General features: G+C 71.0%; 18 protein-coding genes. 13 read left to right on the top strand and 5 right to left on the bottom strand.

Annotated elements, in window-relative coordinates; all coding sequences use genetic code 11:
- Positions 1–192: 192 nt before the first annotated feature.
- Positions 193–3732 carry a DNA polymerase III subunit alpha gene (gene dnaE, locus SAVERM_RS31635; protein WP_010987544.1) on the top strand — a complete coding sequence of 1180 codons (3540 nt, stop codon included), beginning with the start codon at positions 193–195 and terminating at the stop codon, positions 3730–3732.
- Positions 3733–3865: 133 nt separating this feature from the next.
- Here the strand turns inward: dnaE and SAVERM_RS31640 are convergent, their stop codons facing one another.
- On the bottom strand, positions 3866–4045 hold the full coding sequence (locus tag SAVERM_RS31640) for a hypothetical protein (protein ID WP_010987545.1): 180 nt from the start codon (positions 4043–4045) through the stop codon (positions 3866–3868).
- Between the two features lie 224 nt (positions 4046–4269).
- Here SAVERM_RS31640 and SAVERM_RS31645 point away from each other — a divergent pair, with 224 nt between their 5' ends.
- The 4 genes from SAVERM_RS31645 to SAVERM_RS31660 all read left to right on the top strand — a co-directional run bounded on the left by SAVERM_RS31645 (position 4270) and on the right by SAVERM_RS31660 (position 8172).
- Positions 4270–5487 carry an NYN domain-containing protein gene (locus SAVERM_RS31645; RefSeq protein WP_037646924.1) on the top strand — a complete coding sequence of 406 codons (1218 nt, stop codon included), beginning with the start codon at positions 4270–4272 and terminating at the stop codon, positions 5485–5487.
- A 127-nt stretch (positions 5488–5614) separates the two neighbouring features.
- Positions 5615–6586: an ABC transporter ATP-binding protein gene (locus tag SAVERM_RS31650; protein ID WP_037646784.1), complete on the top strand. Its 972-nt coding sequence runs from the start codon at positions 5615–5617 to the stop codon at positions 6584–6586.
- 31 nt (positions 6587–6617) lie between these two features.
- Entirely contained in the window at positions 6618–7472 is an 855-nt protein-coding gene (locus tag SAVERM_RS31655) for an ABC transporter permease (RefSeq protein WP_010987548.1), read from the top strand.
- A gap of 34 nt (positions 7473–7506) precedes the next feature.
- Positions 7507–8172, top strand: a complete 666-nt coding sequence (locus SAVERM_RS31660) for an ATPase AAA (protein ID WP_010987549.1) — start codon at positions 7507–7509, stop codon at positions 8170–8172.
- A 249-nt stretch (positions 8173–8421) separates the two neighbouring features.
- Here the strand turns inward: SAVERM_RS31660 and ybaK are convergent, their stop codons facing one another.
- The 4 genes from ybaK to SAVERM_RS31680 all read right to left on the bottom strand — a co-directional run bounded on the left by ybaK (position 8422) and on the right by SAVERM_RS31680 (position 12518).
- Positions 8422–8922, bottom strand: a complete 501-nt coding sequence (ybaK, locus tag SAVERM_RS31665; RefSeq protein ID WP_010987550.1) for a Cys-tRNA(Pro) deacylase — start codon at positions 8920–8922, stop codon at positions 8422–8424.
- A gap of 23 nt (positions 8923–8945) precedes the next feature.
- A complete protein-coding gene (locus tag SAVERM_RS31670; protein WP_010987551.1) occupies positions 8946–9686 on the bottom strand; it encodes an LON peptidase substrate-binding domain-containing protein in 741 nt (246 codons plus the stop codon).
- A gap of 11 nt (positions 9687–9697) precedes the next feature.
- A complete protein-coding gene (locus tag SAVERM_RS31675) occupies positions 9698–10774 on the bottom strand; it encodes a hypothetical protein (RefSeq protein ID WP_037646927.1) in 1077 nt (358 codons plus the stop codon).
- Positions 10775–10937: 163 nt separating this feature from the next.
- Positions 10938–12518, bottom strand: a complete 1581-nt coding sequence (locus SAVERM_RS31680; protein WP_010987553.1) for a hypothetical protein — start codon at positions 12516–12518, stop codon at positions 10938–10940.
- Positions 12519–12751: 233 nt separating this feature from the next.
- Between SAVERM_RS31680 and hisD the strand changes: the two genes are divergently transcribed.
- Genes hisD through hisF form a run of 8 tightly spaced genes read left to right on the top strand, consistent with a single transcriptional unit; the run spans position 12752 to position 18447 of the window.
- Positions 12752–14077 carry a histidinol dehydrogenase gene (gene hisD, locus SAVERM_RS31685; protein ID WP_010987554.1) on the top strand — a complete coding sequence of 442 codons (1326 nt, stop codon included), beginning with the start codon at positions 12752–12754 and terminating at the stop codon, positions 14075–14077.
- Positions 14074–15183: a histidinol-phosphate transaminase gene (locus tag SAVERM_RS31690; protein WP_010987555.1), complete on the top strand. Its 1110-nt coding sequence runs from the start codon at positions 14074–14076 to the stop codon at positions 15181–15183. Before hisD ends, SAVERM_RS31690 begins: the two co-directional genes overlap by 4 nt.
- Positions 15180–15773 carry an imidazoleglycerol-phosphate dehydratase HisB gene (gene hisB / locus SAVERM_RS31695; RefSeq protein WP_010987556.1) on the top strand — a complete coding sequence of 198 codons (594 nt, stop codon included), beginning with the start codon at positions 15180–15182 and terminating at the stop codon, positions 15771–15773. The genes SAVERM_RS31690 and hisB overlap by 4 nt, the downstream gene beginning before the upstream one ends.
- Complete coding sequence (locus SAVERM_RS43455; RefSeq protein ID WP_010987557.1) at positions 15770–15934, top strand: hypothetical protein; 165 nt, start codon at positions 15770–15772, stop codon at positions 15932–15934. Before hisB ends, SAVERM_RS43455 begins: the two co-directional genes overlap by 4 nt.
- The gene (gene hisH, locus SAVERM_RS31700; protein ID WP_010987558.1) at positions 15925–16572 is read left to right on the top strand and encodes an imidazole glycerol phosphate synthase subunit HisH; all 648 of its coding nucleotides are present in this window, start codon (positions 15925–15927) and stop codon (positions 16570–16572) included. Before SAVERM_RS43455 ends, hisH begins: the two co-directional genes overlap by 10 nt.
- Complete coding sequence (priA, locus tag SAVERM_RS31705) at positions 16572–17300, top strand: bifunctional 1-(5-phosphoribosyl)-5-((5-phosphoribosylamino)methylideneamino)imidazole-4-carboxamide isomerase/phosphoribosylanthranilate isomerase PriA (RefSeq protein ID WP_010987559.1); 729 nt, start codon at positions 16572–16574, stop codon at positions 17298–17300. The genes hisH and priA overlap by 1 nt, the downstream gene beginning before the upstream one ends.
- Positions 17297–17695 carry a RidA family protein gene (locus SAVERM_RS31710; protein WP_037646788.1) on the top strand — a complete coding sequence of 133 codons (399 nt, stop codon included), beginning with the start codon at positions 17297–17299 and terminating at the stop codon, positions 17693–17695. Before priA ends, SAVERM_RS31710 begins: the two co-directional genes overlap by 4 nt.
- Positions 17692–18447: an imidazole glycerol phosphate synthase subunit HisF gene (gene hisF, locus SAVERM_RS31715; protein WP_010987561.1), complete on the top strand. Its 756-nt coding sequence runs from the start codon at positions 17692–17694 to the stop codon at positions 18445–18447. The genes SAVERM_RS31710 and hisF overlap by 4 nt, the downstream gene beginning before the upstream one ends.
- Positions 18448–18475: the final 28 nt, after the last annotated feature.

Here is an 18475-nt window from a genome sequence, read left to right on the forward strand (position 1 = left end):
AGTGCCCGCGTCCCCGCATGAAGGTACGGGGGAGAAGCCGCCGAGTGTCAGTGCCGAGGCTTAGACTTCGACGCTGTCCCCAGACTGCCCGCAGCCGGTCGGGAAGCCGTCGACCCACGGCCACCCGTCACCCGACCACCGCCCCTCATCGCGGCGCTTTGCGCCGTATCTGTTCACTTGGAGGCCGAAGCCGTGTCAAAGCCGCCGTTCACGCACCTGCACGTCCACACCCAGTACTCGCTGCTGGACGGTGCCGCGCGGCTCAAGGACATGTTCAATGCCTGCAATGAGATGGGCATGACACACATCGCCATGAGCGACCACGGCAACCTCCACGGGGCGTACGACTTCTTCCACACGGCCAAGAAGGCGGGCGTCACGCCGATCATCGGCATCGAGGCGTACGTCGCCCCCGAGTCCCGGCGCAACAAGCGCAAGATCCAGTGGGGCCAGCCGCACCAGAAGCGCGACGACGTGTCCGGTTCGGGTGGTTACACGCACAAGACGATCTGGGCGGCGAACCGGACGGGCCTGCACAACCTCTTCAAGCTCTCCTCGGACGCGTACGCCGAGGGCTGGCTCCAGAAGTGGCCCCGGATGGACAAGGAGACCATCTCCCAGTGGTCCGAAGGTCTCATCGCCTCCACCGGCTGCCCCTCCGGCGAGCTCCAGACCCGGCTGCGCCTGGGCCAGTTCGACGAGGCCCTGAAGTCGGCCGCCGAGTACCAGGAGATCTTCGGCAAGGACCGGTACTTCCTGGAGCTGATGGACCACGGCATCGAGATCGAGCGCCGGGTCCGTGACGGTCTCCTGGAGATCGGCAAGAAGCTCGGCATCCCGCCCCTGGTGACGAACGACTCGCACTACACCTACGCGAACGAGGCGACCGCGCACGACGCCCTGCTGTGCATCCAGACCGGCAAGAACCTCTCCGACCCGGACCGCTTCCGCTTCGACGGCACGGGCTACTACCTGAAGTCCACGGACGAGATGTACGCCATCGACTCCTCGGACGCCTGGCAGGAGGGCTGCGCCAACACGCTCCTGGTCGCCGAGCAGATCGACACCTCCGGCATGTTCGAGGCGAAGAACCTCATGCCGAAGTTCGACATCCCCGAGGGCTTCACCGAGGTCACCTGGTTCCAGGAGGAGGTGCGCCGCGGCATGGAGCGCCGCTTCCCCGGCGGCGTCCCCGACGACCGTCAGAAGCAGGCCGAGTACGAGATGGACGTCATCATCCAGATGGGGTTCCCGGGGTACTTCCTCGTGGTCGCCGACTTCATCATGTGGGCCAAGAAGCAGGGCATCGCGGTGGGCCCGGGCCGTGGTTCGGCGGCCGGCTCGATCGTCGCGTACGCCATGGGCATCACCGACCTCGACCCGATCCCGCACGGTCTGATCTTCGAGCGGTTCCTCAACCCCGAGCGCGTCTCCATGCCCGACGTCGACATCGACTTCGACGAGCGTCGGCGCGTCGAGGTGATCAGGTACGTGACCGAGAAGTACGGCGCCGACAAGGTCGCCATGATCGGCACGTACGGCAAGATCAAGGCGAAGAACGCCATCAAGGACTCCGCGCGCGTGCTGGGCTACCCGTACGCGATGGGCGACCGCCTCACCAAGGCGATGCCCGCCGACGTCCTCGGCAAGGGCATCGACCTCAACGGCATCACCGACCCCTCGCACCCCCGCTACAGCGAGGCCGGCGAGATCCGGGCGATGTACGAGAACGAGCCGGACGTGAAGAAGGTCATCGACACCGCCAAGGGCGTCGAGGGCCTGGTCCGGCAGATGGGCGTGCACGCCGCCGGCGTCATCATGTCCAGCGAGCCCATCGTCGACCACGCCCCCATCTGGGTGCGGCACACGGACGGCGTGACCATCACGCAGTGGGACTACCCGCAGTGCGAGTCGCTCGGCCTGCTGAAGATGGACTTCCTCGGCCTGCGCAACCTGACGATCATGGACGACGCCGTCAAGATGGTGAAGTCCAACAAGGGCATCGACCTCGACCTGCTGAGCCTCCCGCTCGACGACCCGAAGACCTTCGAACTGCTCCAGCGCGGCGAGACCCTCGGCGTCTTCCAGTTCGACGGCGGCCCCATGCGCTCGCTGCTGCGCCTGATGAAGCCCGACAACTTCGAAGACATCTCCGCCGTCTCGGCGCTCTACCGTCCCGGCCCGATGGGCATGGACTCGCACACGAACTACGCGCTCCGCAAGAACGGCCTTCAGGAGATCACGCCGATCCACAAGGAGCTGGAGGAGCCCCTCCAGGAGGTCCTGGCCGTCACCTACGGCCTGATCGTCTACCAGGAGCAGGTGCAGAAGGCCGCCCAGATCATCGCCGGGTACTCGCTCGGCGAGGCCGACATCCTGCGCCGCGTGATGGGCAAGAAGAAGCCCGACGAGCTGGCGAAGAACTTCGTCCTCTTCCAGGAGGGCGCCCAGAAGAAGGGCTACAGCGACGAGGCCATCCAGGCCCTGTGGGACGTCCTGGTGCCCTTCGCCGGATACGCGTTCAACAAGGCGCACTCGGCCGCGTACGGCCTGGTCTCGTACTGGACCGCGTATCTGAAGGCGAACTACCCGGCCGAGTACATGGCCGGCCTGCTCACCTCGGTCAAGGACGACAAGGACAAGTCGGCCGTCTATCTGAACGAGTGCCGGCGCATGGGCATCAAGGTGCTCCCGCCGGACGTCAACGAGTCGATGTCGAACTTCGCCGCGCAGGGCGACGACGTGATCCTCTTCGGCCTGTCCGCCGTCCGTAACGTCGGTACGAACGTCGTCGAGTCGATCATCAAGAGCCGCAAGGCCAAGGGCAAGTACGCCTCCTTCCCCGACTATCTCGACAAGGTCGAGGCGGTCGCCTGCAACAAGCGCACCACCGAATCGCTGATCAAGGCGGGCGCGTTCGACACGATGGGGCACACCCGCAAGGGCCTCACCGCGCAGTTCGAGCCGATGATCGACAACGTGGTGCAGGTCAAGCGCAAGGAGGCCGAGGGCCAGTTCGACCTCTTCGGCGGCATGGGCGAGGAGGAGAGCGACGAGCCCGGCTTCGGACTCGACGTCGTCTTCACCGACGACGAGTGGGAGAAGACCTATCTGCTCGCCCAGGAGCGGGAGATGCTCGGTCTGTACGTCTCCGACCACCCGCTCTTCGGCTTGGAGCACGTGCTGTCCGACAAGGCCGACGCGGGCATCGCCCAGCTCACCGGAGGCGAGCACGCGGACGGCGCGGTCGTCACCATCGGCGGCATCATCTCGGGCCTCCAGCGCAAGATGACCAAGCAGGGCAACGCGTGGGCAATCGCCACCGTGGAGGACCTGGCGGGCTCCCTGGAGTGCATGTTCTTCCCGGCCACGTACCAGCTGGTGTCGACCCAACTCGTCGAGGACGCGGTCGTGTTCGTCAAGGGACGCCTCGACAAGCGCGAGGACGTGCCCCGGCTCGTCGCCATGGAGCTCCAGGTCCCCGACCTGTCGAACGCGGGCACCAACGCGCCCGTGATCCTCACCATTCCGGCGCTGAAGGTCACCCCGCCGATGGTGAGCCGGCTCGGTGAGATCCTCAGCCACCACAAGGGCGAGAGCGAGGTGCGGATCAGACTCCAGGGTCCGCGCAAGACGACCGTGCTGCGGCTCGACCGGCACCGGGTGAAGCCGGATCCGGCCCTGTTCGGCGATCTGAAGGTGCTGCTCGGCCCGTCCTGCCTGGCGGGCTGAGCGCCCCCTCTCCGGGGCTCGGTTCGCTCCCGGGGTGTCTGAGCCTCACTCGCCGGGTGTACGCAAGGGGCGCATCCGCAACCGGATGCGCCCCTCGGTGTGTGCCTGGGCTTCAACAGCCCGCGCGATGAATTCAGTTGTGGCCGAAGCGCTTCTGCTGCTTACGGGCAACATCCGCGGGGCTGCCCTGGGTGTGCGGCATCGGCGACTGCTGTGCCTCCGTCGCAGACCTCTGCGCGTGCTCCTGTGCCTGCTCGGCCTGGGAGCTGCGCTGCTGCTGGCTGCCCTGCTTGCGGTTCTTGTTCTTGGCCATGGTGATCTGCCTCCTGAGGGGGATCTAGGGGCCAGAGACGGGACCAGATTCACATAGGCCGACAAGCCGCGCATTTCGGAGAATTACCGTGTGTAATAAGCGCTGTCGGAGAGCGATACGCCGATACGCCACGCCGAAGATCGAGTTCGGGCCGTTAACCTCCGCAGGGTCGGGCAGACTCGAAGGAAGCCCAAAGCAAACCTCCCGGAAAGAGGGTGGACCGCGTGGACCGCTGCATCGTCCTGGTGGACGCCGGGTATCTGCTCGGGGCCGCCGCCAGTCTGCTCGCCGGAGAGCCTTCGCGCTCCCGGATCACCGTCGACCATGCCGCCCTCATCCAGGGACTGCGCGAGCGCGCCGAGTTCGACACGGAACGGCCGCTGCTGCGCATCTACTGGTTCGACGGCGCCCCCGACCGCGTGCCACAGCCGGAGCACCGCAGACTCCGGGTGATGCCGCGCGTGACCGTCCGGCTGGGCGCGCTGACCCGCAGTGACGGGCGGTGGGCGCAGAAGGGCGTCGACGCGGCGATGCACGCGGAGCTGACCGAGTTGGCGCGCAACCGGGCCTGTTCCGACGTGGTCCTGGTGACCGGCGACGGGGATCTGCTGCCGGGCATGATGGCCGCCAAGGAGCACGGGGTCGCCGTACACCTGTGGGCCGTTCAGGCCGCGGACGGCGACTACAACCAGTCCGAGGACCTGGTCGCCGAGGCCGACGAGCGGCGTGTGCTCGACCGGGCCTGGATCACCAAGGCCGTACGCGCCAAGGAGGTGGGCGGGGTCTGCGCGCCGCAGCCCGTCCCGCGGCCGGAGATCGCCGCGATCCTGTCCGCGCCGCTGCCCGAGTCCTCGCTCGCGGGCGCCGCCGAGCGGACCGCCGAGGAGCCGGAGCACCGGTCGGCGGCGGACGCGCAGAACGGGGCGCAGGAGCGGGTGTCGGCCCCGAAGGGCGTGCCGACACCGAAGGACCTGGCCGCTCTCCGCGCGCCCGGCACCCAGTCCCCTCAGCATCCGGCCAGTGCGACGCTGCGGTGGTCCTCCGACAAGGGGTGGGTGGACCGGCCCGGTGCGGCGGCCGAGTCCGCGGACGCCGCGTCGCTGCCGACGCTGGCGCAACTCACCTCGGCGGAGCAGCGGTGGGCCGACCGCGAGGAGGACATCACCACGGTCGGCGGGGACCCGTACGAGGTCGGACAGGTGTTCGCCCGGCGGTGGATGGAGCGACTGACCGACCAGACGCATCTGCAGAAGCTGTCGGCCATGTATCCACGGGTTCCGCACCGGGTCGACGGGGAGCTGCTGCGGTACGCCGCCCGGTTCGGGCTGCTCGCGCACAAGGACGACCAGATCGACGAGCACGACCGGTACGCGATCAGGGCGGGGTTCTGGCGGGAGATCGATGTACGGACGGCGGCGGAGCACGCGCCGGCGGGAGATTAGCCGGGGCTGCCGCGCCGGAGTTCTATTTCAGGACGGGGGTTGGATTTCGGGCGGACTCCACCACCCCGTACTCTCGTCCCTTGTGAGTACGCGCACGGCACAGGCATGTCGACAGGGTGGCGATGTCGTGTGCGCCGTGCGGGGGCTGACCAAGACCTACCCGGCCGTGCGCGGACGGCGTGGCGCCCCGGGAACGCCCGAGGTGCGGGCCACCGACGGGGTACGGCTCGACATCCGGCGCGGCGAGGTCTTCGGGCTGCTCGGGCCGAACGGCGCCGGGAAGTCCACCCTCGTCCGCCAGCTGACCGGGCTGATGCGGCCCGACCGGGGCAGCGTCGACATCCTCGGGCACGACATCGTGCGCCATCCCGAGCGGGCCGCGCGGATCCTCGCCTACCTCGGGCAGGAGTCCACCGCCCTCGACGAGCTGACGGTGTCGCTCGCCGCCGAGACGACCGGGCGGCTGCGCGGTCTCGACGTCCGGCAGGCGCGGGGCGAGCGGGACGCCGTACTCGACGAACTGGGTCTCGCGGCGGTCGCCGGGCGCCCGCTGAAGAAGCTGTCCGGCGGGCAGCGCAGGCTCGCCTGCTTCGCCACCGTCCTGGTGGGGGAGCGGCCGCTGCTCGTGCTCGACGAGCCGACCACCGGGATGGACCCCGTGGCGCGGCGGGCCGTGTGGGCCGCCGTCGACCGGCGGCGCGCCGAGCGCGGCACCACCGTCCTGCTGGTCACCCACAACGTCATCGAGGCGGAGACCGTGCTCGACCGGGTCGCCGTGCTCGACAGCGGACGCGTCATCGCCTGCGACACACCGGGCGGGCTCAAGGAGCGGGTCGCGGGGGAGGTGCGCGTCGAACTCGTCTGGCGCGAGCGGGCGCCGCTGGACGTTCCCGAGGTCGCCGCGCTGCGGGCCCGTGCCGTCGAGTCCGGGCGCCGCTGGTCGCTGCGGCTCGCGCCCGACGAGGCCCGCGCCGCGGTCGCCACGGTCACCGGAGGAGCCGCCTTCGCCGCCCTGGACGACTTCACCCTGGCCACGCCGAGCCTGGAGGACGTCTATCTGGCGCTCGGCGGCAACGCGCAGGGGCTGGTGAAGGCGTGAGGGGCATGAACGTACGGGCCGCCGCGGCCGTATGGAACGGGGCCGGAGCGAAGAGGAGCAGCTCGACGTGAGTGTCGTACCCGCTGAGGTTCTGCCCGGCGTCACGGCCCTGGACGACGGCGCTCGAACCGAGGCGCCGCTCGGGCCGCGGGCGCGGCTGTGGCCGTCGCTCGCCGCCGTCTACCGGGCGCAGCTGTCCCGGGCGCGGGTCGCGCGGATCCCGCTGCTGTTCGTGGCGACCTTCCAGTCCGTCGGGATCATGATCATGATGCGCGGAGTCGTCGACGACGCGGACGAGGCGCGGGCCGTGGTCGCCGGGGCGACCGTCCTCGTCGTCGCGTTCGTCGCGCTGAACCTGCTCGCGCAGTACTTCGGGCAGCTGCGCGCCAGCGGCGGGCTCGACCACTACGCGACGCTGCCCGTGCCGCCCGCGGCGGTGGTGCTCGGCGCGGCCGGCGCGTACGCCTCCTTCACCGTGCCCGGGACCGTCGTCACCGCCGTCTTCGGGTGTGTGCTCTTCGGGCTGCCGCTGACCCACCTGTGGGTCCTTGCCGCGGTGATCCCGCTCGCGGGGGCCGCGCTCGCCGGGCTCGGGGCCGCCTTCGGGCTGCTCGCTCCTCGGCCCGAACTGGCCACGCTGCTGGGGCAGTTGGGGATGTCCGCGGCGCTGCTGCTCGGTGTGCTGCCGGCCGACCGGATGCCGGGGGTCGTGCAGTGCGCGCGGGATCTGCTGCCGTCCACGTACGGGGTCGAGGCGCTCGCGCGGACCTTCGGCGGGCACCCGGACTGGGCGTTCGTCCTGGGTGACCTGGCCGTGTGCGCCGCCGTCGGGGTCGCCTCGCTGGCCGTCGCGACCTGGGCCTATCGCCGAGCGGCCGTCCGGTGACGCGGCCGACGGACCCGCCTGGCACGATGGCAGGGTGACCGCTCCGCTGACTCCGCCTCCGCCGCCGCACGACCAGCCCTCCCAGGACCCCTGGCAGGCGCCGCCCGCCGGTGGTGCCGTGGGCGTGGCCGGGTACGAAGAGGACGGCCCCGGGATGAAGACCGAAGTCCGCGAGGCCGCCGTGATCACGGTCGGTCTTGCGCTCTGCGGAGTGCTGCTCGGGGTGCTGTGGTGGTGGCTGGCGCCGCATGTGCCGCTCATGGGCGGCGTGGTCGGCAAGGAGTGGGTCGTCTACCTCAAGGACACCGAGGGCGAGCAGGCTGTCGGGGTCGATGGAACCTTCACCCTGCTCGCGCTGGCCTTCGGCGCGGTCAGTGCGCTCGCCGTGTTCCTGTGGCGCCGGCGGGGCGGGGTGCCGCTGGCCGTGTCGCTCGCCGTGGGCGGGGTGCTCGGGTCGTTGCTCGCGTGGCGGGTGGGGGTCTGGCTGGGACCCACGCAGAACGTGCTCGCGCATGCCAAGGCCGTGGGCAAGGGCGTCACCTTCTCCGCGCCGCTGAAGCTGGGCGCGAAGGGGGCGCTGCTGGCGTGGTCGCTGGCGGCGCTGCTGGTGCACCTCGGACTCACGGCGCTGTTCGGGCCACGGGATCCGGATCCGTACGCGAGCCCGTACGACGCGCCTCCGGCTCCGCCCGCCGGGTAACGGTTCGGCGCGTTGTGGCCGCGGCGGGGTGTTCCGCCCCGCCGCCCCTGCCCGTCCCTGCGGGCCGCACCCCCAGCCCCCTTCGGCGTGCCGGCAGGCCCTCAAGCGCCGGTCGGGCTGAGGGAGGTGTCTCCTACGCCGGCCTCCTGCCGTGGTTCGCGTTGCCCTTGCGCGTACGCCATTTCCGCTTGCGCGTCCTCTTCGACATGTTCCTCGTACTTAACCGAGGACGGGGCGTCCGTCGAGGGGTCAGGCACGGGCGATCGGGGCGGGGACCGCTTCCGTGAGCTTCGCCAAGTCGTCCGGGGACAGCTCCACTTCGAGGCCCCGGCGGCCCGCCGAGACACAGACCGTGTCGTGGGCGGCGGCCGACGCGTCCAGGACCGTGCGGAGCTTCTTGCGCTGGCCCAGCGGTGAGATGCCACCGCGGACATAGCCCGTCGTGCGCTCCGCCAGCACGGGATCCGCCATCGCCGCGCGCTTGCCGCCCACCGCCGTCGCCAGCGCCTTCAGGTCCAGCGAGCCCGCGACCGGGACCACGGCGACGACCAGCGCGCCGTCCACGTCCGCCACCAGCGTCTTGAAGACGCGGTCGGGCGAGACGCCCATCGCCTCGGCCGCCTCCTCGCCGTACGAGGGGTGCGCGGGGTCGTGCTCGTACGCGTGGACCGTGTACGGCACGCCCGCCGCCGTCAGGGCCACCGTCGCGGGCGTGCCGCCCGGCTGCTGCTTCTTCGACTTCTTCGCCACGGTGCCGCTGCCTTCACGTCGGTTCAGTTGAGACTGGTCGGGCCGCGCGTCAGCTCGGACGCTGGCAACGACGGCAGATTACGGATGATCGCCGTCTCCGTGCGCAGCAGTTTCAGCTCCTCGCGCAGCCGTGAGGCCGTGTCCGGGGCCTGGAGCAGCCGCTGTTTCGCCGGGGTGTCGAGCATCACGGCCGCCGCGACGAGGTACGAGACGACGGACGGCTCGTCCGGCAGGTCGGCGCTCGTGGAGATGGAGCGCTCGCGGGCGCCGGCCAGGCGCTTCTGGTACTGCCGGAACGCGCGCAGCACGCCCTCGGCGAGCGCACCCGCCCCGTCGCCCGGGTCCTCGGGCAGTTCCTCCAGCTCGGCCGTCAGATACGGGCCCGACGCGTCCACGGAGAGCAGCTTGACGCGTGTCGTGCCGGTCGCCAGCACCTCGAAGCCGCCGTCGGCGCGCTCCCGCACGGTCGCCGCGTCCGCGATGCAGCCCACGGAGTGGAAGGCCTTGACCGGGTCGTCGCCGAAGCCGGCCGCGGGCCCGCGCTCGGGCACGGCCGTCGGGTCCGGCATGCCGGGCGCGCTCGGCGCGACCTCGTAGCCGTCGCGGATGGCGACGACGGCGAACCGGCGCGGTTCGTCCTCGGGGGTCTTCAGCAGATCGCGCATGAGGGCGCGATAGCGCTCCTCGAACACGTTCAGCGGGAGGACGAGCCCGGGGAACAGCACCGAGTTCAGCGGGAAGAGCGGGAGCCGGACGGTGGTCACGACGCGAAAGCCTAATGGTCGCCGGAGCGGGAGCGTCCGTCGTGCCCACTCCGTGGATCCCGCGGGCGCTCACCCGGCGGTCCGAGGGGGAGGCCGGAGGCGACCTCGAGGCGGACTCCGTCGCGCAGTTCCAGGAACTGCCCGAGCGGGTCGTCGGAGATCCGGTCCCAGGGGAACGAGGTGGCGTACGGGCCGATCATGCGCAGTTGCTGCAACGCGTCCTCCCAGCGCTGGAGCCGCACCAGGACATAGGTGAGGAGGTTGCGGACCTCCGCGGGCCACGGGTCGGCGGCCGCGTACTCGTTCGAGAGCGCGATGGCCCGGTCGGCCGCCGCGTCCAGGCGCTCGCGCCCCACGGCCGCCCCGCCGCCCTCGGTCAGATAGGCGAAGGCGGCGCGCACGGGCAGCATCTGGACCAGGGAGCCGGGCAGGGCGTCCTGCGCGGCCGTCTCGGCGAAGTCGAAGCACTCGCGGTGCGAGCGCCGGGGGGTGTGAGGGGTGTCCCCCCGCTGAGCACAGCAGGCGGCGGACAAGTACTGGAGGGCGGCGACATGGCAGCCGTAGTGGTGCGAGGAGCGGCGCACCGCCTCGCCCCACAGCCGTTCGAACTCGGCGTGCCCGGCGTTGGTGCCGCGCGCGTGGTCGAGGGCGATCCGCCAGGGCACCGGGTCGCGCGGGGCGCCCTCCGCGGCGGCGGTGATCAGCGGGGCGACCTGGCGCAGGAGTTCGGCGCGGGCGGGCGACTCCCAGCCGCGGCGCACCGCCAGCTCGGCCCGGACGAGCAGCGCGTCCGGGTCGTGCGGGCGGGCGCGCCGCCACTCCTCGAGCCACTCGGGCCGGGAGCGCGCGAAGGCCGCGAGGCGGGTCGTGTACCGGTCGCGGTTCTCCCACTCGGCGGCCTCGCGGGAGCCGGCGAGCAGCTCGGCCGCGGGCTCGTACTCGCCGCGTCCCGCCGCGACCAGCGCGGGGGCGAGGTGTTCGTCGGGCGCGTCGAGGAGCACCTCGTCGTCGGCGGGCAGCCCGACCGCGAGGCGCGGGGAGTTCCTGGCCATCCGGGCCGTACGGAGGATCGCGCGCAGCAGTGCCATGGTGGAAGCCATTGAAAGCCGCAGGTCGGGGCTGTGTCAGGGGGTGTGTGGTGACGCTTTCGTAACCTTCGATTGGTTGTATGACGGACGGTCAAGGGCAAGTAAAAGGTGACTGTTGTTCAACTGTTGACGGTCTGTCCGCCGGCTCGGGCCGCCCTGTCCGTCAGCTGCGGCGCAGCAGTCGGGTGGCCCCCGCCGCCACGGTCGTCGCCAGGATCCAGCCGAGCAGGATCACCGTCGCGGCCAGCCACTGCCAGCCGCCGCGCAGCTGCCACTGGCCGGCCTGGCCGAGGTCGATGACCGGCAGCAGCAGATCCAGCGCGAACAGCGAGGCGTTCCACGACGGATGCCCGTCGCCGTTGACCGGGGGGTGCCCGGCGTGCGAGAAGGCGACCGACGTCACCGCCCACAGGACCGCCATCCACAGGGCGGCGCGCCCCGGCCGGTACCCGTAGGCGACCGCCCAGTCCTGTACGTACCCCCACAGCTTGCCCGCGACCGGCAGGGTCTCCCGGCGGCGGCGCTGCTTGGCGAGCAGCACCTCCCGCGCGTCCTCGTCCTCGCCGGAGTTGCGCAGCACGGCCGCCAGGCGCTCGTACGGCTCCGGGTTGTACTCGGCGGTCGCCGCGGCCACCCACTCCAGGCGCTCGGTCAGCGGGAACCGGCCGTGCGGCACGAGGTTCTCGTAGCCGAAGCCGCCCATCTGCAGCCGGCCCGGGCCCGGCCAGCTCTCCGCCCTGTCGACCAGGTTGACGATCCGCGCGCCCGACAGGACGACCCGGCCGCGCTCGGGGTGCTCGCTCAAAAAGCGCAGCTCGGGCGTCTGGACCCGGCGCAGTGACAACTCCTGGTCGTCCTCGAAGACGAAGCGGGCCCGCTCCAGGTCCACCGCGTCCCCGAACCGCCCGTCGTCGAGCCGGATCCCGCCCCGGCACGCGAACCGCTGCACCCGGGTGCCCCGCGCCGGAGTGGCGCCGCTGGTCAGCGGCGGATTGCCGAGGCCGGCGGGGGTCAGGTACAGCGTGCGCCCGACGGTCAGCTGAGGCGCGTTCAGGGCCAGGGGCGTGTAGCTGTTGGTCAGCAGGGCGCCGCGCAGGCTCAGCGAGACGCCGATCTTGGCGCTGCGCAGACTCAGCTCGCCGTGCGACTCCATCATCTCGGCCTGGAGGTCCTGCCCGACGGTCATGCCGTCGCCGGTGAGCGAACGCCCGCGCCGGTCCCGGTAGACCACCGCCTGGTTCAGCAGCAGATCCGTGCCGATGTGCGCGTCCGTGAGCCGTACGCCGTTGTGGAACCGGCAGCGCGGCAGATGCAGGTCGCCCTCGGTGTGCACCCGTGCCGCCTCCAGGCGCGGCACCGAGCAGTCCACGAACCGTACGGTCGTGAAGTGGGCCTCCGGCAGCAGGACCTCCTTCTCGAACCGGCAGCCCTTCAGTTCGAGGTACGGCACGACGGTGCCGCCGGAGAGATCGAGCGAGTCCTTGATCTGTACGCCGACGAGCTTCAGGGACGCCACCCGCCCCGCCAGGGCCGGCGGCCCGTCCAGGAGCAGCCAGCACACGATGCGGGCCCGTACGGTGCGCTCGGGGCCCCAGGGGTGGCCGCCGTGCGGATCGTCCACGGTCGCGTTCCCGGCGCGCAGGTCGTACACAGTGCCGTTGCGGAAGGCCTGCCACATGCCGGCCTCGGCGGCGGTCAGGTCGTCCGGCAGGTCCCCGGCGTGGATACCGGCACCCTCGGTCACGGCGCTTCCTTCCTCCCGCCCCCGGCTGCTCGGTTGCTCGGCCCCTCTGTCTCTCTTTTCTCGCTGTCTCTCTGTCCCTCGGTTACTCACGGGTTTCGTACAGTCGTTCATGCCCGCTGTGTGACCGTCTGAACGCTAATGGTGAGGGTGATCTTCCGGAGAGCGGGTGGGATCTGTATCAGCCATTGATACGGGCGTCCGGCGGCCGACGCCGGTCTGAGAGAATTGGCTATGTGATCTCCCGAATCGATCTGCGCGGCGACGCCCTCCCCGAGGGCTCCGCCCTGCGCGACCTGCTGCCCCGAGCCGACTTCGACGTCTCGGCCGCCCTGGAGAAGGTGCGTCCGATCTGCGAGGCCGTGCATCATCGGGGCGACGCGGCGCTGATCGACTTCGCCGAGAAGTTCGACGGCGTACGCCTCGAGTCCGTACGGGTCCCGGCGCGGGCCCTCGCCGACGCGCTGGAGCAGCTCGACCCGGCGGTGCGCGCGGCCCTGGAGGAGTCGATCCGCCGCGCCCGGCTCGTCCACCGCGAGCAGCGCCGTACGACGCACACGACCCAGGTCGTGCCGGGCGGCTCGGTCACCGAGAAGTGGGTGCCGGTCGACCGCGTCGGTCTGTACGCGCCCGGCGGTCGGTCGGTCTACCCGTCCTCCGTGGTCATGAACGTCGTCCCGGCCCAGGAGGCCGGCGTCGAGTCGATCGCCCTCGCCTCGCCGGCGCAGGCCGAGTTCGGCGGACTCCCGCACCCGACGATCCTCGCGGCGTGCGCGCTGCTCGGCGTCGACGAGGTGTACGCGGCCGGCGGCGCGACCGCCGTCGCGATGTTCGCGTACGGCACCGAGTCCTGCGCGCCCGCCGACATGGTCACCGGCCCCGGCAACATCTGGGTCGCCGCGGCCAAGCGCTACTTCACGGGCAAGATCGGCATCGACGCCGAGGCCGGCCCCACCGAGATCGCGGTCCTCGCGGACTCCACGGCCGACCCCGTCCACGTCGCCTCCGACCTGATCAGCCAGGCCGAGCACGACCCGCTGGCCGCCGCCGTCCTGGTCACCGACTCCGTCGAGCTGGCGGACGCGGTCGAGAAGGAGCTGGAACCGCAGGTCGCGGCCACCAAGCACATCGACGACCGCATCGTCCCGGCGCTGAAGGGCCGGCAGTCCGCGATCGTGCTCGTCGACGGCGTCGACGAGGGCCTGCGGGTGGTCGACGCGTACGGCGCCGAGCACCTGGAGATCCAGACGGCCGACGCGGCCGCCGTGGCCGACCGGGTGCGCAACGCGGGCGCGATCTTCATCGGGCCCTGGGCGCCGGTCTCCCTCGGCGACTACGCGGCCGGCTCCAACCACGTGCTGCCCACCGGCGGCTGCGCCTGCCACTCCTCGGGCCTGTCCGTCCAGTCCTTCCTGCGCGGCATCCACATCGTCGACTACACGAAGGACGCGCTGGCCGACGTGGCGCACCACGTGGTGACGCTCGCGGAGGCGGAGGACCTGCCCGCGCACGGCGCGGCGATCAAGGCAAGGTTCGGTTGGAAGGTGCCTGAGAGCAAGTGAGCTTCGGAATCGACGATCTCCCCGTACGGGACGAGCTGCGCGGCAAGTCCCCCTACGGCGCGCCCCAGCTCGACGTCCCCGTACGGCTGAACACCAACGAGAATCCGTACCCGCTGCCCGAGCCGCTCGTCGAGCGGATCGCCGAGCGGGTGCGGGAGGCCGCCCGTCACCTCAACCGCTACCCCGACCGGGACGCGGTGGAGCTGCGCACGGAGCTGGCCACGTACCTGACGAACACCGGCAAGCACCCCGTCGGCATCGAGAACGTCTGGGCGGCCAACGGCTCCAACGAGGTCATCCAGCAGCTGCTCCAGACCTTCGGCGGACCCGGCCGCACGGCGATCGGCTTCGAGCCGTCGTACTCGATGCACGCCCTCATCGCGCGCGGCACGGGCACCGCCTGGATCTCCGGTCCCCGGGGCGAGGACTTCACGATCGACCTCGCCGCCGCCCGGCAGGCCATCGCCGAGAGCCGGCCGGACGTCGTCTTCATCACGACCCCCAACAACCCCACGGGCACCGCGGTCCCGCCCGAGACGGTCCTCGCGCTGTACGAGGCCGCGCAGGCGGTGAAGCCGTCGATGGTGGTGGTCGACGAGGCGTACATCGAGTTCAGCCACGGCGACTCCCTGCTGCCGCTGCTCGAAGGCCGGCCGCATCTCGTCGTCTCGCGCACCATGTCCAAGGCGTTCGGCGCGGCCGGGCTGCGCCTCGGCTATCTCGCCGCGCACCCGGCGGTGGTCGACGCCGTCCAGCTCGTACGGCTGCCGTACCACCTGTCGGCCATCACGCAGGCGACCGCGCTGGCCGCCCTGGAGCACACCGACACCCTGCTCGGTTACGTGGAGCAGTTGAAGGCCGAGCGGGACCGGCTGGTCGCCGAGCTGCGCGCGATCGGCTACGACGTGACCGAGTCCGACGCGAACTTCGTGCAGTTCGGGCGGTTCGCCGACGCGCACGAGGTCTGGCAGCAGATCCTCGACCGGGGCGTCCTGGTCCGGGACAACGGCGTACCGGGATGGCTGCGGGTCAGCGCCGGTACCCCCGAAGAGAACGACGCGTTCCTCGACGCGGTCCGTGAGCTGAAGAAGGAGCAGAACGCATGAGCCGCGTAGGCCGCGTTGAGCGCACCACCAAGGAGACCTCGGTGCTCGTCGAGATCGATCTCGACGGGTCCGGAAAGGTCGATGTGTCGACCGGGGTCGGCTTCTACGACCACATGCTCGACCAGCTCGGCCGCCACGGTCTGTTCGACCTGACGGTGAAGACCGAGGGCGACCTGCACATCGACTCGCACCACACCATCGAGGACACCGCCCTCGCCCTCGGTGCCGCCTTCAAGCAGGCGCTCGGCGACAAGGTGGGCATCTACCGCTTCGGCAACTGCACGGTCCCGCTGGACGAGTCCCTCGCCCAGGTGACCGTCGACCTGTCGGGCCGCCCGTACCTCGTGCACACCGAGCCCGAGAACATGGCGCCGATGATCGGCGAGTACGACACCACGATGACCCGGCACATACTGGAGTCCTTCGTCGCCCAGGCGCAGATCGCCCTGCACGTGCACGTGCCGTACGGGCGCAACGCGCACCACATCGTGGAGTGCCAGTTCAAGGCGCTGGCGCGGGCGCTGCGGTACGCGAGCGAACGCGACCCGCGTGCCGCCGGCATCCTCCCCTCCACGAAGGGCGCACTGTGAGCGGGCTGTCCACCGTCCTGATCGTCCTCGGGCTCTTCCTCCTCGGCGGGGTCTACTCCTTCGTCAAGCAGAAGATGCCGACGAGCCTCATCGTGGTGCTGTCGATCGGCGCGGTGATGTGCCTGGCCGCGGGCGTCGTGCGACTGGAGGTGTGGAATTGAGTACCGCGAAGAAAGTCGTGGTGTTCGACTACGGCTTCGGCAATGTGCGCTCCGCCGAGCGCGCGCTCGCCCGTGCCGGCGCCGAGGTCGAGATAACGCGTGACTTCGACACGGCCATGAACGCCGACGGACTGCTGGTGCCCGGTGTCGGCGCCTTCGCCGCCTGCATGAAGGGGCTGAAGGAGGCGCGCGGCGACTGGATCGTCGGCCGCCGGCTGGCCGGCGGCCGCCCCGTGATGGGCATCTGCGTCGGCATGCAGATCCTCTTCGAGCGCGGCATCGAGCACGGTGTGGAGACCGAGGGCCTCGACGAGTGGCCCGGCACGGTCGGGCCGCTCGAGGCCGAGATCGTGCCGCACATGGGCTGGAACACGGTCGAGGCGCCCGGGGGATCGCAGCTCTTCGCGGGGCTCGACGCCGACGCGCGCTTCTACTTCGTCCACTCGTACGCCGTCCACGACTGGTCCCTGGACGTCGCGAACCCGGCGATGCGCGCACCCCTGGTGACCTGGTCGACGCACGGCAAGCCGTTCGTGGCGGCCGTCGAGAACGGCGCCCTGTGGGCCACGCAGTTCCACCCCGAGAAGTCCGGCGACGCCGGAGCGCAGCTGCTGAACAACTGGATCGGAACCCTCTGATGGCTTCGAAGCTCGAACTCCTCCCCGCCGTCGACGTCCGTGACGGCCAGGCCGTCCGCCTCGTGCACGGCGAGTCCGGTACGGAGACGTCCTACGGCTCTCCGCTCGAGGCCGCCCTCGCCTGGCAGCGGTCGGGCGCCGAGTGGCTGCACCTCGTCGACCTGGACGCCGCGTTCGGCACCGGCGACAACCGCGCGCTGATCGCCGAGGTCGCGGGGGCGATGGACATCAAGGTCGAGCTGTCCGGCGGCATCCGCGACGACGACACGCTCGCCGCCGCCCTCGCCACCGGCTGCACCCGGGTGAACCTGGGCACCGCCGCCCTGGAGACCCCCGAGTGGGTCGCCAAGGTCATCGCCGAGCACGGCGACAAGATCGCGGTCGGTCTCGACGTACGCGGCACGACGCTGCGCGGCCGTGGCTGGACCCGCGACGGCGGCGACCTCTACGAGACCCTGGAGCGCCTCAACTCCGAGGGCTGCGCCCGCTACGTGGTCACCGACATCGCGAAGGACGGCACGCTCCAGGGCCCGAACCTGGAGCTGCTGAGGAACGTCTGCGCGGCGACCGACCGCCCGGTGGTCGCCTCCGGCGGCGTGTCCTCGCTGGACGACCTGCGGGCCATCGCCGCGCTGGTGCCGCTCGGTGTCGAGGGCTCGATCGTCGGGAAGGCCCTGTACGCGAAGGCGTTCACCCTGGAAGAGGCCCTGGAGGCGGTAGCCAAGTGAGCGACGTACGACGCGTCAGCACCGGCGCGCCCTGGGAGGACACGTTCGGCTACTCCCGTGCGGTGCAGCTGCCGAACGGTCTGGTGCTGGTCTCCGGCTGCACCTCCGTGATCGACGGATCGATCGTCGACGACGGCCCGTACGAGCAGGCGCTCAACTCCTTCAATGTCGCGTTCGCGGCGCTGAAGGAGCTCGGCCTCGGCCGCGACGACGTCGTCCGTACGCGCATGTACCTCACCCATGCCCGGGACGTGGAGGAGATCGGACGCGCCCACAAGCAGCTGTTCGACTCCGTCCGCCCCGCCGCGTCCATGATCATCGTCTCCGGTTTCGTGGACCCGCGCCTGGTCGTCGAGGTCGAGGTGGAGGCGTACCGAGAGGCCCCGCAGTCATGACCCTGGCCGTACGAGTCATCCCCTGCCTGGACGTGGACAACGGCCGGGTGGTCAAGGGTGTCAACTTCCAGAACCTGCGCGACGCGGGCGACCCCGTCGAGATGGCGAAGGTGTACGACGCCGAGGGCGCCGACGAGCTGACGTTCCTGGACATCACCGCGTCCTCCGGCAACCGCGAGACCACGTACGACGTCGTGCGCCGCACGGCCGAGCAGGTGTTCATCCCGCTGACGGTGGGCGGGGGCGTGCGGACGCCCGACGACGTGGACAAGCTGCTGCGGGCGGGCGCGGACAAGGTGGGCGTGAACACGGCCGCCATCGCCCGGCCCGAGCTGATCCGTGAGATCGCCGAGCGGTTCGGCCGGCAGGTCCTGGTCCTGTCGGTGGACGCGCGCCGGACCGAGAGCGGCAGCTTCGAGGTCACCACCCACGGCGGCCGCAAGGGCACCGGCATCGACGCCGTGGAGTGGGCGCACCGGGCCGCCGAGCTGGGCGCGGGAGAGATCCTGCTCAACTCGATGGACGCGGACGGCACCAAGGACGGCTACGACCTGGAGATGATCGCGGCGGTGCGGGCGCACGTGACCGTGCCCGTCATCGCCTCCGGCGGCGCCGGCAAGCTCGACCACTTCCCGCCGGCCATCGCGGCGGGCGCCGACGCGGTGCTGGCCGCGTCCGTCTTCCACTTCGGTGATCTGCGGATCGGCGAGGTGAAGGAGACGCTGCGGGCGGCGGGGCATCCCGTGCGGTGACGCCGCGCCGCGTCGGCCCCGGTCACCT

The organism is Streptomyces avermitilis MA-4680 = NBRC 14893 (assembly GCF_000009765.2).
GTDB lineage: Bacteria > Actinomycetota > Actinomycetes > Streptomycetales > Streptomycetaceae > Streptomyces > Streptomyces avermitilis.